We start from the raw sequence: 14,846 nt of genomic DNA, 5'->3' as shown, positions 1-14,846 counted from the left end.
ACGTTCGTTTGATATGTCTTTGTCCCTTGTATATTGGTTCTGTTATCTAGTGTAAGCCCTAATTCTTGACTTAATGTATTCTCCGGACCAGTAAATCCTAATGCCAATAATACAAGCTCACAAGGCCATTTTCGATCGCTATTTTAAGAAAAAAAAAGAGAAATACTTTTAGGGAAAATTATTAAAACGAAATATAAATCTTCAGACATTGAATTGGTACCAAATAAAACCAAGATAAAATCCGATAGTCATGATTTTGTTTGTGTTACTGTAATATTATAGGTAACTAAGGCATTATTGCTCCACGTTTAGATAAACTTATATCAGATGAAGAAAAAATTGTGAGAGTTATAACTGATATCAATCCAGTTTTAGGATAATTTAAACCTAAAAAGCGAAAATCATTCAAAGGAAAATGTCTAGTTATTATTCAGTCTGATGGAAAAGAGGAAGTAATTTCAAAAGGTTTCGAATCCGACAAATTAATGATTTCAGTCAAAGATTAAAAATTAACTTTATAGTTTTTCTGGTTTAATCGAAAAGAGCTTTCATAATCGTCATAATACCACGGAAAATTAAAAACATAGCGCTTAACATCGATAGAATACCTAAACAAAGTATAGGTACAAATAAAGGCTTATCTTGATTTTGGAAAGAACTAAAAACAATTGCAGGGCCTGCAAGGGCTAATGGTAAGCTAGCTGCTAGAAAACGAATACCTTTTCCTAATGTTTTCCTGTCAGTATGTTTCATAATACTAAAATTTAGTGCAAAATTAAGAAAAGGTATTGTAATCTAAATAAGTTTTTAAGCTAATCAATACAGTTAAGAATTGGTTTAAGTAATAATAGGAACTATTAAAATCTAAATTTAAACTAAATGGAAATGATTAAATGTTTAATTTTTAATGAGATTTTGTGCATTTTCGATACTAGCATCAACTTTTGTCTGCATCTCTTTAACATCATCAAGTTCTTCTTCTAAAGCATCGATACGTTTTTGTAATTGTTCATTATTCATTTTCTGAATTTTAGCTTTATTTTTTACAAACTCATCGCTAAAACTGTGCATCCAATCCATCATATGTTTATCAGCCTCTTTAAGCTTCTTTTCAGCTTCCGTATATTTTATTGGAGAAGAAGTAGTATCTGCAATTTTTTGAAGTTGTTTTGATAATTCAGGAATATCTGCCATCTTAGGCATCACCTCATCATGAACATCTAATATTTCGTGAAATAATTTATTGTATTCATCTTTTTTTTCAGAAGTATTATTTCCGCAAGAAATAACTAAAAGCGCAAGGCTTACTATAAAAGCTGTTTTATAAATAAGTTTCATTTTTTGTAAATTTTAGTGGTATTGAAATTTAATTGATTCTTAGTATATTTTGAGTGAATTTTTCAATCTAAGAAATAGGTGGTCGGAAAAAGTCTATTGTATTTTGAAAAGAATAGCAATCTGGTTGCTTATTAAACGAATGTATAACTGAATCTATATTTTGGTTTTGTAGATTTTTATTTTCTTCTTTTAAAAACAAAAGAGATATATCTAATTTTTTTCTAGTATTTTCTTTTTTTGATTGCGATTTTTTATCAGAAGCGTTTGCCAAAGATTTCATCAAATAGCATTTACCATTACAAGCTAATTCAGGCCGATCTTTGTTTACACAAAGTTCTTGGCTTATGTAATTATAATTCAGTACATATTCAATTATAGGGAAGCTTGGCTGAAAAATAATTAATAATGCAAAAAATAGAAATAGATTTTTCATCTCTGTAAAAATATAAAAACGCTTTGAGTAAGGCAATTCGAAATTAAAAATCTATTTTTTTATATAGGAAACTAAAAAAATAAGCCTCGCAAATATTTTACGAGGCTTATTATATTTATTGAATAAAATTATCGATTAAATAATTTTGTTTCTTTTTCTTTCGTTTTCTGTTAAATAAATTTTACGCAACCTTAAGAAATGTGGTGTTACTTCGACGTATTCATCTTTCTGAATATATTCTAAAGCTTCTTCTAAAGAAAATTTAATTGCAGGAACAATTTTAGCTTTATCATCGGCTCCAGAAGAACGTACGTTAGAAAGTTTTTTAGTTTTAGTAATATTTACTACGATATCATCTTGGCGAGAGTTCTCTCCAATAACCTGACCTTCATAAATATCTTCTCCAGGATCTACGAAAAATTTACCCCGATCTTGAAGTTTATCTATAGAATAAGGAATAGCTGTTCCTTTTTCCATAGAAACTAAAGCACCATTTAAACGTTCTGGAATTCCACCTTTTAACGGTTGGTATTCTTTAAATCGGTGAGCCATAATTGCTTCTCCTGCAGTAGCAGTTAACAATTGATTACGTAAACCGATTATACCACGAGAAGGAATCATAAATTCACAAACCATTCTTTCTCCTTTAGATTCCATAGAAAGCATTTCTCCTTTACGAAGTGTTACCATTTCTACAGCTTTACCTGATACGTTTTCAGGAAGGTCGATAGTTAGTTCTTCAACTGGTTCACATTTAACACCATCAATTTCTTTGATAATTACCTGTGGCTGACCAATTTGGAGTTCGTACCCTTCACGTCTCATTGTTTCAATTAAAACAGATAAGTGAAGTACACCACGACCGTAAACTAAAAATTTATCGGCACTGTCTGTTTCGTGTACACGAAGTGCTAAGTTTTTTTCTAATTCTTTATATAAACGATCTTTAATGTGTCTTGATGTTACAAACTTTCCATCTTTTCCGAAGAAAGGTGAATCGTTAATTGTAAACAACATACTCATTGTAGGTTCGTCTATAGCAATTGTTTTTAAACCTTCAGGATTTTCAATGTCAGCGATTGTATCTCCAATTTCAAAACCTTCTAGACCTACTACCGCACAAATATCTCCTGCTTCTACAGTTTCAACTTTTCTACGTCCTAGACCTTCAAAAGTATGAAGCTCTTTTATTTTTGTTTTTTTGATGCTGCTATCACGCTTTACTAAAGAAACATTCATTCCTTCTTTTAAAATACCACGTTGCAAACGTCCAATAGCGATTCTTCCGGTAAATGAAGAAAAGTCTAAAGAAGTAATAAGCATTTGTGGTGTTCCTTCTTTATCCACTTTAGGATCAGGAATATGTTCGATAACCATATCTAATAATGGTTCGATACTATCTGTTTGTTTTCTCCAATCTTCACTCATCCAATTGTTTTTGGCAGAACCATAAACCGTTGGGAAATCTAATTGCCATTCTTCTGCTCCAAGTTCAAACATTAAGTCGAATACTTTTTCGTGAACTTCTTCTGGAGTACAGTTTTCTTTATCTACTTTGTTAATAACCACACAAGGCTTCAAACCTAGATCAATTGCTTTTTGCAATACAAATCGGGTTTGTGGCATTGGCCCTTCAAAAGCATCTACTAATAGTAATACTCCATCTGCCATGTTTAAAACTCGTTCAACTTCTCCACCAAAGTCGGCGTGACCAGGAGTATCAATAATGTTTATTTTTGTATCGTGATAAACTACAGATACGTTTTTAGAAGTAATCGTAATACCACGCTCTCTTTCAAGATCGTTGTTATCTAGAATAAGATCACCTGTATTTTCATTATCTCTAAATAAGCGACAATGATACATGATTTTATCAACCAAGGTAGTTTTACCATGGTCAACGTGCGCAATAATTGCAATGTTTTTATTAGCTGCCATAAAAAAGCCTGTTTTTAAAGGCTGCAAATATACAGCTATTTTTCGCGAAATAAAGCTAAAAATCTATTATTAGACTAAAAATAATTCAATGTAACATTTTAAAAAACAAAAGGTTAGCGTGTGGGTGAGTTTTCTGGTGAGATATTTATTTTTAATAGCAGCTATAATTTAGCAGATTTTTCGAATAAATACTAGTTAAAATGAAATTTATTTACCGTAAAATAAAGAGGCTTTTTAGCAAAGCATAAAATGCATTCTAAAACTGTATATTTGCTAAATCATTTATTAAGAATTGAATGATAAAATTTAAAAAAATGAAATTAGAAAACATACCACAAATACATAATGTAGATTCTGATAATTTTTTTCTTTTAGCAGGACCCTGTGCTATTGAAGGTGAAGAAATGGCATTGCGAATTGCTGAAAAAGTTGTTGAAATTACCGATAAATTAAAAATTCCTTATGTTTTTAAAGGAAGTTTTAAAAAAGCGAACCGATCTAGAATTGATAGCTTTACAGGAATAGGAGATGAGAAGGCGCTGAAAATCCTAAGAAAAGTTTCTAAAACTTTTAAAGTGCCAACCATTACCGATATTCATGAAATTAATGATGCTAAATTAGCGGCTGAATATGTGGATATTTTGCAAATTCCGGCATTTTTAGTTCGCCAAACTGATTTGGTAGTTGCTGCGGCTGAAACCGGAAAAACAGTAAATCTAAAAAAAGGCCAATTTATGAGTCCGGAGTCGATGAAGCATGCAGTAACAAAGGTAACTGATTGTAATAACGAACAAGTGATGGTAACCGATCGTGGTACTATGTTTGGTTATCAAGATATGATTGTTGATTTTAGAGGAATTCCAGCCATGAGAGAATTTGCGCCAACGGTTTTGGATGTAACCCATAGTTTACAACAACCTAACCAAACTAGTGGTGTGACCGGAGGCAGACCCGATATGATTGAAACTATCGCTAGAGCTGGTGTTGTAAATAATGTTGATGGATTATTTATAGAAACTCATTTTGATCCTGCGAATGCGAAAAGTGATGGAGCCAATATGTTAGATTTAAAATATTTAGAACAATTGATGACTAATCTTATAGCAATAAGACAAACAATTAATTCATTCTAAAAATACATATAAGTGTTATTTGTAAGGTACTATAATATTTAATTATAGTACCTTTTTTTTATAATATAAGGCGATAATTTTAAGCTTAACATTTTAAAAAGTGATTAAGTTATTCAGAATCTTTAATAAATGTTAAATTAACGCTTAAATATAAAATTACTGGATCTTTTTAACTATTTTTAATCATAAATAAAAAATACATCAATCAGAATATGAGACAATTAGTAGTTCCAGCACTTGTGCTTTGTGCAGCTTTAAGCAGTTGCGAAAAACAACCTGAAGACCAAGGAAAAGATATAGGATCGTTGCATATTAGTAAAGAATTTCCGCAACCTGGAGACGAAATTACCATTACGTATGCTTCCGAAGATAGTATCCCTTCTGAAGAAGACGAACAAGTAAAAGGGATAGTGAATTTCATGACAGGAACTGGCGTGTATCCAGAAGATCTCGATCTTATAGATTCGGTTATGCTGTACACATCAACCCTTAAAATCCCAGATACCGCTACTGCTATTTCATTTCAGTTTAAGCAATATGATATCGATCAAAATAATGAAAAAGCAGGCTTTGTTATGCCGCTTTACGATAAAGAGGGGAAGACTTTGAAAGGGAGTTCCGCCCAAATTGCAAATCTATACAGTCAGGGCGCTCGTTATGGTAATATTGAAATGCCAAAAGATTCTATAATTTCTCATTTTGAATCCGATTTTAAAAATGATCCAGAATTAGCACAAAAATGGGCAATTTCATATGTCAATTTAATAAAATCTGATAAAGAAAAAGTGAACGCATTTGTAGAAGAGCAAATGGCAGCTTCTAAAGAAAATGATTCGTTGAGTGAAGAACAGTATTTAAAGCTGCAACAAATATATGGAGATATCGGTAATAAAAAAGCTGTAGATTCTCTTGAAAATATGATTTTAGAGAAATTTCCAAAAGGAAATTTAGCCACCCAGTCCTTTTATACGAAACTTTATCAGGCACAAGGTACCGATGCTAAGGAAAAAGTATTTAAAGAATATCAAGATAAAATTGGTAAAGCGAATAGATACCGAGATTATATGCTATCGATGCTTGTTACTGAATTTGCTAAAGAAGGAAAAATTGATAAAGTGCAAGAATATGCCTCAAAAATTTCTGACCAAGGAAGCCTAGCTTCAATATATAACAATATTGCTTGGAAATTAGTTGAAGAAGATAAAGAATTAGCTGCTGCTGAAAAATTGTCTAAAAAATCCTTAGATATTGTAGAAGCTGAAAAATTAAATAAGCCTGATTACTATACAAAGCGCCAATACGAGCAAAATTTGAAATCAACTCAGGCTATGTATGCAGATACCTATGGTTTAATTCTCTTTAAGCAAGGAAAACTTAAAGAGGCAATAGCAGCTCAAGAAATAGCAGTAGATGTAAAGACTTCTACCGATGTTACGGATCGTTATTTACAATTTTTAACGGCAGATAAGCAATATGACAAAGTAGTGGAAAAAGCTACTGAATATATTAAAGAGGGTAACCTTAGTGATGCTACTAAAAATTATTTGAAAACAGCTTATAAAGCCACTGCACACGAAGAAGATTTTGATAGCTATTTAGCAAATCTTGAAAAAATAGCAAATGATAATGCCGTGACAGAATTAAAAAGAAAAATGATCAATGAAGAGGCTTTCGATTTTACCTTGAAAGATCTTGACGGGAGTGAAGTAAGTTTAGCCGATTTTAAAGGAAAAACGGTTATTCTCGATTTTTGGGCAACTTGGTGTGGGCCTTGTAAAATGTCGTTTCCGGGAATGCAAATGGCTGTAGAAGAATTTAAAGATAACCCGGATGTGGTATTTTTATTTATTGATACGTGGGAGACTCAAGCGCCAGATGTGCGTACAAAAGAAGTAACCGAATTTATTAATAAGAATGATTATGATTTCCATGTTCTAATGGATGAAAAAATTGAAGATAGTAAAGCTTTTAAAGTAGTTGGTGATTATGGTGTTTCAGGAATACCGACAAAATTTGTGGTAGGTCCAGATGGAAATATAAAATTTAAATCGGTAGGTTATAATGGTAATGCTGAAAAGCTAGCAGAAGAAATAGCTATGATGGTTAGTCTTTCTCAATCTTAATAAAATATTAAAAAATAATTTAAAAAGCCTTCTTTATAGTAAGAAGGCTTTTTTTATGGACTTAATAAAATATTAAAGTTCAGCTATTGCCGATTAAATAGAAATAGAAATCTTATTTTGATAAAAAATTATATGAAGCATGCTTTACTCTCAAGGAGAATACTCTTCTTTTTTTTATTATTCGAAATACTCGGATTTGGAGCTGATGTAATTGCTCAAGAAAAAACAAAGGAAAAAACTAAACCTAAATTAGATATTGGCGGGGCACTCCGATTTAATTATAATTTATCGTCTTGGAAACCGGAAATGAAAAAACGTGGAGGTGATTTTGGTTTTGATCTTTTTCGTCTTTCTGTAAAAGGAGAATATAAAAAATTGTATATAAATGCAGAATATCGATTTTACTCGGAAGCTTTTGGTGGTAATTTTTTAAAACAAGGTTGGTTAGGATATCATTTAGATGATAAACAAGAATTACAAATAGGTTTAATTCAAGTTCCTTTTGGAATAGAGCGATATACTTCTCATAATTGGTTTTTAAATTTACCGTATTATGTAGGTTTAGAGGATGATTATGATATGGGAGTTAGTTATTCTTATAAAGGAAAAAATTTTGAATATGATTTTGCTTTTTTGAAAAATGCAGAAGAATTAACCTTCGGAAATAATTCGGAAGCTTCTCCGCACCGATATTCCTATGATGTGGTAGGAAGTAATAAAGAAGTAAACCAAATTAACGGGAAAATTATCTATAAACCCGGAACCTCTAAATTTTATAAAATAGGTCTTTCAGCGGAATACGGAGGTTTATATAATATCGATACTCAGGAAATGGGTAACCATTATGCATTAGCTATACATTATGAATATAAAGATGACGATTGGTTTATAAAAGCACAAGCTACAAAAGCTAAATTTAATCCTGAAAATAAGCAAGGGCAAACCAGAGATATTTTACAAATGGGAGCGTACGGTACTCCTTACGAGGTTGCTTCAGATTTCGAAATTTATAATGTTGGTATTTCGCATCTTTTTTATATTAATAAAGATTTTTTAGAAAAAATTGAAATTTATGACGATTTTGGGTATATGCATAAAAGTATGGATGGTTTCGGAGAATCTTATATGAATGTATTCGGAGTTCTTATAAATTCGGGTCCTGTAAGTACTTATATTGATTATGCAGCTGGTTATAATCATTCTTGGTTAGGAGGAAATTTTGATAACGAATTTTCTACCGGTAGTGCAAATCCAAAATGGGAAGCTCGGTTCAATATTAATGTAGGATATTATTTCTAAAAGGTTGATGGGTATTAATCGAATTAGTGATATTTGCAAAATATTGCTAAAGGCAGATTTTATTTTTTAACTGGTAGTTTTTTTAAACTATTTTCTTTCTTTCGCAAAATCATATAAAATAATTTGAATGGCAAAAACTTTACTTTTTAAATCTTACAAAATTTTACTTACTACAGTAATTTTTTTATGTTGTCTACCTCTTTTAGCACAAGATAGTGGAGAAGAGGAGAAACCAAAGCTAGAAATAGGTGGTGCTTTACGTTTTAATTATAATCTTTCTAGTTGGAAAGATGGTCAGAAAAAACGAGGTGGTGATTTCGGTTACGATATGTTTCGTATAAATGCAAAAGGCTCTTATAAAGATCTTTTTCTAAATGTTGAATATCGATTATACTCAGACTCTTTCGGGGGCGGATTCCTAAAACAAGGTTGGGTAGGATACAAATTTAATGAGCAAGATCAAATTCAAATAGGTTTAACGCAAGTACCATTTGGACTTCAGCAATATAATTCACACAATTGGTTTTTTAATCTAACCTATTATGTTGGGCTGGAAGATGACCATGACATGGGAATAAAATATATTCATGATTCTGAAACTATTCAATATCAATTTGCTTTCTTTAAAAATGCCGAAGAATTAAACTTTGGAAGCAATAGTGAAGTATCTCCGTCACGATACTCTTACGATATTGCTGGAAGAAATAAAGAGGTAAACCAAGTAAATGGCAAATTTATTTATAAGTTTGGGTCTACTAAAAATCATCAGATAGGAACATCCTTGCAATACGGAGGTATTTATAATATCGATACAGAAGAAATGGGTAATCATCATGGTTTTGCATTTCATTATGAATATACAGATGATAAATGGAATGTAAAAGCACAAGGAGCTATTATAGATCATAATCCAGCTACACCAGATACTGTAAACGATAATGTTTTAAAGTTTGCTGCTTACGGAGCACCTTATGAGGTTGCAGCTAAATTTAATATGTATACACTAGCAGTAAGCCGAAATGTTCCGGTTGAAATTGGGCCAATTTCAAATTTGCAATTTTACAATGATTTTGGTTATATGGATAAAGCTGAAGATAGTTTTGAAGATTCTTACATGAATGTAACAGGTGTTTTAATAACAGCTGGAAAAATATATACTTATATCGACTATGCAGCCGGTTACAACCATTCTTGGCTTGGCGGTGATTTTATAGACGATTTCTCTGTGGGTAACCCAGATGCTAAATGGGAAGCTCGCTTTAATATAAACATAGGATATTATTTCTAAACAATTAAAAATTTAATATGGCAGAAAAAGTTACCAGAAGCGACGAGAAAGAATCCATTTTTGGACTAGAGGTTAATGGTCCGGTATTTTTCACTTCGTCCATCATTATTATCGTAAGTATTGCTCTTACTTTAATTTTCGAAAAAAGAGCAGAGAAAATATTTGCCCATGTTCAAAATTATGTTGCCGACAATGGCGGATGGTTTTTTGTATTAGTGGTTAATATTTTCTTGATTTTCATGCTTTACCTTGCATTTAGTAAATTCGGAAATATTAGACTTGGCGGTCCAAAAGCAAAACCGGAATTTAAAACCGGTTCTTGGTTTGCAATGCTTTTTAGTGCAGGTATGGGGATTGGTTTACTCTTTTGGAGTATTGCTGAGCCTATAAAACATTTTGTAACTCCTGCTATAGTAGAAGGAGGGACAGCGGAAGCTGCTAGAGAAGCAATGAGTTTTACATTTCTTCACTGGGGGTTACATGCTTGGGGTATTTATGCATTAGTAGGTTTAGCACTAGCATATTTTACCTATTCAAAAGGATTGCCACTTACCATACGCTCGGTATTTTATCCCTTTATTGGAGATAAAATTCATGGATGGATTGGGAATTTAATAGATATTTTTGCTGTTTTAGCAACACTTTTTGGTTTAGCAACTTCATTAGGTTTTGGAGTACAGCAAATTGCAGCAGGTATAGAACATGTGTTTGGAATTTCTAATGATATAACAACACAAGTTATTTTAATAGCTGGAATTACAGGGATTGCAACAATATCTGTAGTTACAGGAGTAGATAAAGGAGTTCGTATTCTGAGTGAGTGGAATATGAGAATTGCAATAGTCTTATTAATCTTAGTATTAATTTTAGGCCCTACAATTTTTATATTTCAATCTTTTGTTCAAAATACAGGGAATTATTTATCGGATTTCTTAATGATTTCTACTTGGACAGAGAGTTTTACAGGAACTAAATGGCAAAACGATTGGACAGTATTTTATTGGGGTTGGTGGATTGCTTGGTCTCCTTTTGTAGGAACTTTTATAGCTCGTGTATCTAAAGGTAGAACCATTCGAGAGTTTATATTAGGTGTGTTAATTGTTCCTTCTTTAGTAACTTTTTTCTGGATTTCTGCTTTTGGTAGTGTTTCTATTCAACAAGTTTTAACAGGAGATAATACCATTCTTAATGCGGTAAACGATGATGTAGCAACAGCTCTATTTGTGTTTTTAGAACAGTTTCCATTTTCTACTATTTTAAATATAGTAGCAGTAGTATTAATCGCTGGGTTTTTTGTAACTTCTTCAGACTCTGGATCACTAGTTGTAGATGGATTAACCTCTGGTGGAAAAATAGATGCTCCAGTTGGACAACGTATTTTTTGGGCTGTAGCTGAAGGCGCCGTAGCAGCAGTTTTATTAATAGGAGGTGGATTACAAGCACTGCAAACTGCTTCAATAGTAACAGGGCTACCCTTTGCGTTCATTTTATTGATAATGTGTTATTCGCTCTATAGAGGATTGAGTGAAGATATGCGTAAATTGAAAAAGCGCCGCGAAAAGAAACAGCAAGAAAATTACGAAGAGGTAGTGAAAAATATTGTTGAAAAAAGAAAAATAAAAAACACGAATTAAAATGACTCAAATTAAATCTATACTTGTAGGCCTCGATCTTTCTCCGATGGATGATCAACTTATTGATTATGCTTGCTTTTTGGCTAAAACCTTAAAAGTAGAGAAAGTATATTTTACGCATAATGTAAAAAAATATGCAATTTCTGAATTGTTCAAAGAACAAATGGAAGATATTGATTTAGAGCAGGTGATTGGAGATGAGCTTACTGAAAAAATAACAGAACGTTTTGATGCAGATATAGAATGGGATACCTTAATTGCTGAAGATAAATATACCGAATCACTATTTAATTTTATAGTGAACAAATATTATATAGATTTAGTGATTATCGGAAATAAAATTGAGTATGATGGAACCGGAGTTTTAAGTGATAAATTGCTTCGAATTTTAAAATGTCAATTATTATTAGTTCCAGATGAAGCTGCTAAAAAATTAGACAATATGTGGATAGGTACCGATTTTTCTCGGACTAGTATGAAGATTTTCCATACTATAGAAAATTTGGTTGATATTACAAAAGCTAAAGTAACAGCTGCTCACGTGTACCATATCCCGGCTCAATTTGCTATATATTTATCTGAGGCCTCGATGAAAACCAAGCTAGAAAAGCATAGTAACGAACGTCTTGATAAATTTGTAAAGAAATTGGATAAAGCATATCAAATTAATAAGATATCTATTCACGGTCAGGATTCTACAACGGCAGAGCGATTAGTAGAAGCGGCAGAGAAGAATCAGGCAAATCTTCTAGTTGTAGGAGACAAAGGGAGTAATAATATTTCTTCTTTAATGTTAGGTAGTGTAACCGATGAATTATCGAATTTGAGTATGAAATTACCACTTTGGGTAATTAAATAATAATACAAACGATTTAATTTAAAGTATTTATTTCGTAACAAATAAAAAGCCAAAGTTAATTATTTACAATCAACTTTGGCTTTTATTATTATAAAAGTATAAGTAAGTACTTTTTAATGAACAGAAGATGTATCTACTTTTCCGGCTCCTTTTTTTATTAATAAAACAAAAGGTACACAACATAGAAATAAAATTCCTAAGTACAGAAATATATCCATATACGATAAAACAGTTGCTTGCTTCATAATGCTACCTTCTAAAACTTGGTATGCTTTGTTTAGCGATTCGTTAAAACTAAAACCTTTTTGAATAAAAGTCTGTTGTAAACCGTGGATTCTTTGTTGAACATCAAAACTAATATTATTAATATTCGGGATTAATTCTACTCGGTGTTGCTGTGTAAATCTAGATACAAATGTTGTAATAATAGCAATACCAAAAGACCCTCCCAATTGTCGCATCATTCCTGTAAATGCAGCACCGTCTCCAATATCTTTCCCTTTTAAAGTAGAAAGAGAAAGCGTAGTAATAGGCACAAATAATAAACCTAAACCAACACCACGAACTACCAATGGCCAAAACATATGTTCAGATCCGGTATCAGGTGTCATAATTACATACATCCATAAACTATATAGAAAGAAAATTCCAAAACCTAATGCAGCTAATATTTTTTGAGGGACACCACGTTCTAGTAATTTTCCAATAATTGGCATCATTAAACCAGTTGTAATCGAACTAGGAATCAATAATAATCCTGCATCTGTTGCTGTCCATCCTAAAATAGATTGGGTATAAATCGGTATAATAAAAGTAGATCCAAAAAGACCAAAACCGAGTATAAAAGTTAAAACAGTACCTATACTAAGATTGGTGTCTTTTAAAACCCTTAAATTAACAACAGGATGCGAATAAGTAAGTTCTCGCCAAATAAATAATAGGAAACCAAATAATGCAGTAATAGTTAATGTTACAATTGTATTATCTTGAAACCAATCATCTTGTTGACCATGCTCTAATACAAACTGAAGAGAACCAATAAATGTAGCCAGTAAAATAATACCCCACCAGTCTACCTGATTTGCTTTTAATTTACTACCGTATTTAGGACTTTTTACAAAAAGAATAGTCAAAAATGTAGCAATAATTCCTAATGGTATGTTAATGTAAAAAATATAAGGCCACGAAAAATTATCTACTAGATATCCACCCAAAGGTGGACCTAGAGTTGGCCCTACAATTACTCCCATTCCGTAAATAGCTTGTGCCATACCCCGTTTTGCCATTGGGTAACTTTCTGTAATAATAGTTTGTGCCGTTACTAAAAGTGCTCCACCACCCATACCTTGAATAAATCTAAAGGCTACTAGTTCCCAAATATTAGTTGCATTACCGCATAAAAAAGAGGAAACTGTAAATATAATGATAGAGGCAGCAAAGTAATTACGGCGCCCAAATTGTTTAGAAAGCCAACTCGTCATAGGGATAATAATTACATTAGCAATAGCATATGCAGTTATTACCCAAGCAATGTCGGTTAGCGTTGCTCCTAAACTTCCTCGCATGTCGTTTAGGGCAACATTTACAATTGTGGTATCTATAATTTCAAGAAGTGCACATAAAACAGCAGTAATGGTTATAATAACTCGTCTAAAACCATATTCAACTAAACTGTCTTCGTCTTCTATTTGAACTTGTGCTTCAGCCATAATTTATTTTAAATGTACGTCTACATAAACGTTCATTCCAGAGCGTAAACGCGCTAATTTTTCTTTATCGTTATCTTTAGAAAATTCAATTTTAACCGGTAATCGTTGTACTGTTTTTACAAAGTTTCCAGTTGCATTATCAGGAGGAAGTAAAGAGAATTTTGCACCTGTAGCTGGAGAGAAAGCAGTTATTTTTCCTTCAAACTCATAGTCAGGATAAGCATCTACTTCAATTCCTACTGATTGGCCAATATTCATTTTTTCTAATTGAGTTTCTTTAAAATTTGCAATAACCCATTTGTCATTTGTATTTACTAGGTAAAAAAGCGACTGTCCGGGTTGTATAAATTGTCCGGGTTGAATTTCTACATTGGATAATTGTCCATCTATAGGAGCCGTGATTATAGTATAATCCATGTTAAGCTTAGCAGCATCCAAAGCAGCTTTAGCACTTTCCACATTAGCTTCTGCTACACTTACTTGATTTTCTGAAATTTCGGTTTGAGATACAGCAGCATTTCGTTGGTTAGCAGATGCTTTTTCTTGATTTTTTAAGATTTCTAATTGTTGTTCTGCTTCTTGTTTTGCTGCTAGAGCCTGTTCGTATTGTTGCTCGGTTATAGAATGGTTGTCATACAAGTTTTTATAACGTTTAAAATCTTGAGAGGCTCTCCATAATTTAATTTCTGCCGCTTTAATACTACTTCCGGCAGATTTAAACTGAGCGTTAGAAGCAGCCGCGTTAGATTGATAAGAACCTATGCTTGCTTGTGCCACACCAACTTGGCTTTTAGCAGCCAATAAATTTGCTTTTGCTTGTTCTAATTTTACTTTATAATCACGATTATCAATTATTAATAAGGTGTCTCCTTTTTTTACTTTTTGATTATCGGAAACATATACTTTTTCAATATACCCGCTAACATGAGGGATAATTGGGTTCATGTTAGCTTCAATTTGTGCATCATCAGTTCCTTCGTGAGAAAGTGAATGAATAAATTTATAACCGCCATATATAAGTCCTATTAGAACTAAAGAACCAATGATTATAACGAATTTTTTATTTGTTTTTTTCTTTTCTTCCATCGTAGT

The 14,846-nt window shown here is 32.0% G+C and carries 12 protein-coding genes; 6 read left to right on the top strand and 6 right to left on the bottom strand.

The features are described 5' to 3' along the window. Positions 1-531 precede the first annotated feature (531 nt). The 4 genes from ACN0WI_RS06215 to typA form a co-directional block, all read right to left on the bottom strand. Positions 532-753, bottom strand: coding sequence for a DUF6095 family protein (locus ACN0WI_RS06215; RefSeq protein ID WP_417885781.1), 222 nt, complete (start codon positions 751-753; stop codon positions 532-534). A 144-nt stretch (positions 754-897) separates the two neighbouring features. Further along, positions 898-1,338, bottom strand: a complete 441-nt coding sequence (locus tag ACN0WI_RS06210; RefSeq protein WP_417885780.1) for a hypothetical protein — start codon at positions 1,336-1,338, stop codon at positions 898-900. 67 nt (positions 1,339-1,405) lie between these two features. Continuing rightward, the gene (locus ACN0WI_RS06205) at positions 1,406-1,771 is read right to left on the bottom strand and encodes a hypothetical protein (RefSeq protein ID WP_417885779.1); all 366 of its coding nucleotides are present in this window, start codon (positions 1,769-1,771) and stop codon (positions 1,406-1,408) included. A gap of 135 nt (positions 1,772-1,906) precedes the next feature. Continuing rightward, positions 1,907-3,709: a translational GTPase TypA gene (typA, locus tag ACN0WI_RS06200; RefSeq protein WP_417885778.1), complete on the bottom strand. Its 1,803-nt coding sequence runs from the start codon at positions 3,707-3,709 to the stop codon at positions 1,907-1,909. 314 nt (positions 3,710-4,023) lie between these two features. On the opposite strand from typA, the gene kdsA reads away from it, so the two are divergent. From kdsA to ACN0WI_RS06170, 6 genes are all read left to right on the top strand, one after another. After that, entirely contained in the window at positions 4,024-4,842 is an 819-nt protein-coding gene (kdsA, locus tag ACN0WI_RS06195; RefSeq protein ID WP_417885777.1) for a 3-deoxy-8-phosphooctulonate synthase, read from the top strand. A gap of 212 nt (positions 4,843-5,054) precedes the next feature. Further along, the gene (locus ACN0WI_RS06190; protein WP_417885776.1) at positions 5,055-6,965 is read left to right on the top strand and encodes a redoxin domain-containing protein; all 1,911 of its coding nucleotides are present in this window, start codon (positions 5,055-5,057) and stop codon (positions 6,963-6,965) included. A 132-nt stretch (positions 6,966-7,097) separates the two neighbouring features. After that, entirely contained in the window at positions 7,098-8,264 is a 1,167-nt protein-coding gene (locus ACN0WI_RS06185; RefSeq protein ID WP_417885775.1) for a porin, read from the top strand. Positions 8,265-8,391: 127 nt separating this feature from the next. After that, entirely contained in the window at positions 8,392-9,552 is a 1,161-nt protein-coding gene (locus ACN0WI_RS06180) for a hypothetical protein (protein WP_417885774.1), read from the top strand. A 17-nt stretch (positions 9,553-9,569) separates the two neighbouring features. Beyond that, on the top strand, positions 9,570-11,186 hold the full coding sequence (locus tag ACN0WI_RS06175; RefSeq protein WP_417885773.1) for a BCCT family transporter: 1,617 nt from the start codon (positions 9,570-9,572) through the stop codon (positions 11,184-11,186). A gap of 1 nt (position 11,187) precedes the next feature. Further along, positions 11,188-12,045: a universal stress protein gene (locus tag ACN0WI_RS06170; RefSeq protein WP_417885772.1), complete on the top strand. Its 858-nt coding sequence runs from the start codon at positions 11,188-11,190 to the stop codon at positions 12,043-12,045. A 113-nt stretch (positions 12,046-12,158) separates the two neighbouring features. Here ACN0WI_RS06170 and ACN0WI_RS06165 read toward each other — a convergent pair whose 3' ends face one another. Both ACN0WI_RS06165 and ACN0WI_RS06160 read right to left on the bottom strand, forming a co-directional pair. Beyond that, positions 12,159-13,754, bottom strand: a complete 1,596-nt coding sequence (locus ACN0WI_RS06165) for a DHA2 family efflux MFS transporter permease subunit (RefSeq protein WP_417885771.1) — start codon at positions 13,752-13,754, stop codon at positions 12,159-12,161. A gap of 3 nt (positions 13,755-13,757) precedes the next feature. Continuing rightward, complete coding sequence (locus ACN0WI_RS06160; protein ID WP_417885770.1) at positions 13,758-14,840, bottom strand: HlyD family secretion protein; 1,083 nt, start codon at positions 14,838-14,840, stop codon at positions 13,758-13,760. Positions 14,841-14,846 lie beyond the last annotated feature (6 nt).

The sequence above is a fragment of the Zunongwangia sp. genome, assembly GCF_048269745.1.
GTDB lineage: Bacteria > Bacteroidota > Bacteroidia > Flavobacteriales > Flavobacteriaceae > Zunongwangia.
Note: the sequence above shows the minus strand (reverse complement) of the source record. Positions and strands in the feature narration are given on the sequence as shown.

Bases quoted from the DNA above. Each gene is read 5' to 3' on its own strand.
- ACN0WI_RS06205 (WP_417885779.1), bottom strand. From the start codon at position 1,771: ATGAAAAATCTATTTCTATTTTTTGCATTATTAATTATTTTTCAGCCA.
- typA (WP_417885778.1), bottom strand. From the start codon at position 3,709: ATGGCAGCTAATAAAAACATTGCAATTATTGCGCACGTTGACCATGGT.
- ACN0WI_RS06165 (WP_417885771.1), bottom strand. From the start codon at position 13,754: ATGGCTGAAGCACAAGTTCAAATAGAAGACGAAGACAGTTTAGTTGAA.
- ACN0WI_RS06215 (WP_417885781.1), bottom strand. From the start codon at position 753: ATGAAACATACTGACAGGAAAACATTAGGAAAAGGTATTCGTTTTCTA.
- ACN0WI_RS06185 (WP_417885775.1), top strand. From the start codon at position 7,098: ATGAAGCATGCTTTACTCTCAAGGAGAATACTCTTCTTTTTTTTATTA.
- kdsA (WP_417885777.1), top strand. From the start codon at position 4,024: ATGAAATTAGAAAACATACCACAAATACATAATGTAGATTCTGATAAT.
- ACN0WI_RS06175 (WP_417885773.1), top strand. From the start codon at position 9,570: ATGGCAGAAAAAGTTACCAGAAGCGACGAGAAAGAATCCATTTTTGGA.
- ACN0WI_RS06210 (WP_417885780.1), bottom strand. From the start codon at position 1,338: ATGAAACTTATTTATAAAACAGCTTTTATAGTAAGCCTTGCGCTTTTA.
- ACN0WI_RS06190 (WP_417885776.1), top strand. From the start codon at position 5,055: ATGAGACAATTAGTAGTTCCAGCACTTGTGCTTTGTGCAGCTTTAAGC.
- ACN0WI_RS06180 (WP_417885774.1), top strand. From the start codon at position 8,392: ATGGCAAAAACTTTACTTTTTAAATCTTACAAAATTTTACTTACTACA.
- ACN0WI_RS06170 (WP_417885772.1), top strand. From the start codon at position 11,188: ATGACTCAAATTAAATCTATACTTGTAGGCCTCGATCTTTCTCCGATG.
- ACN0WI_RS06160 (WP_417885770.1), bottom strand. From the start codon at position 14,840: ATGGAAGAAAAGAAAAAAACAAATAAAAAATTCGTTATAATCATTGGT.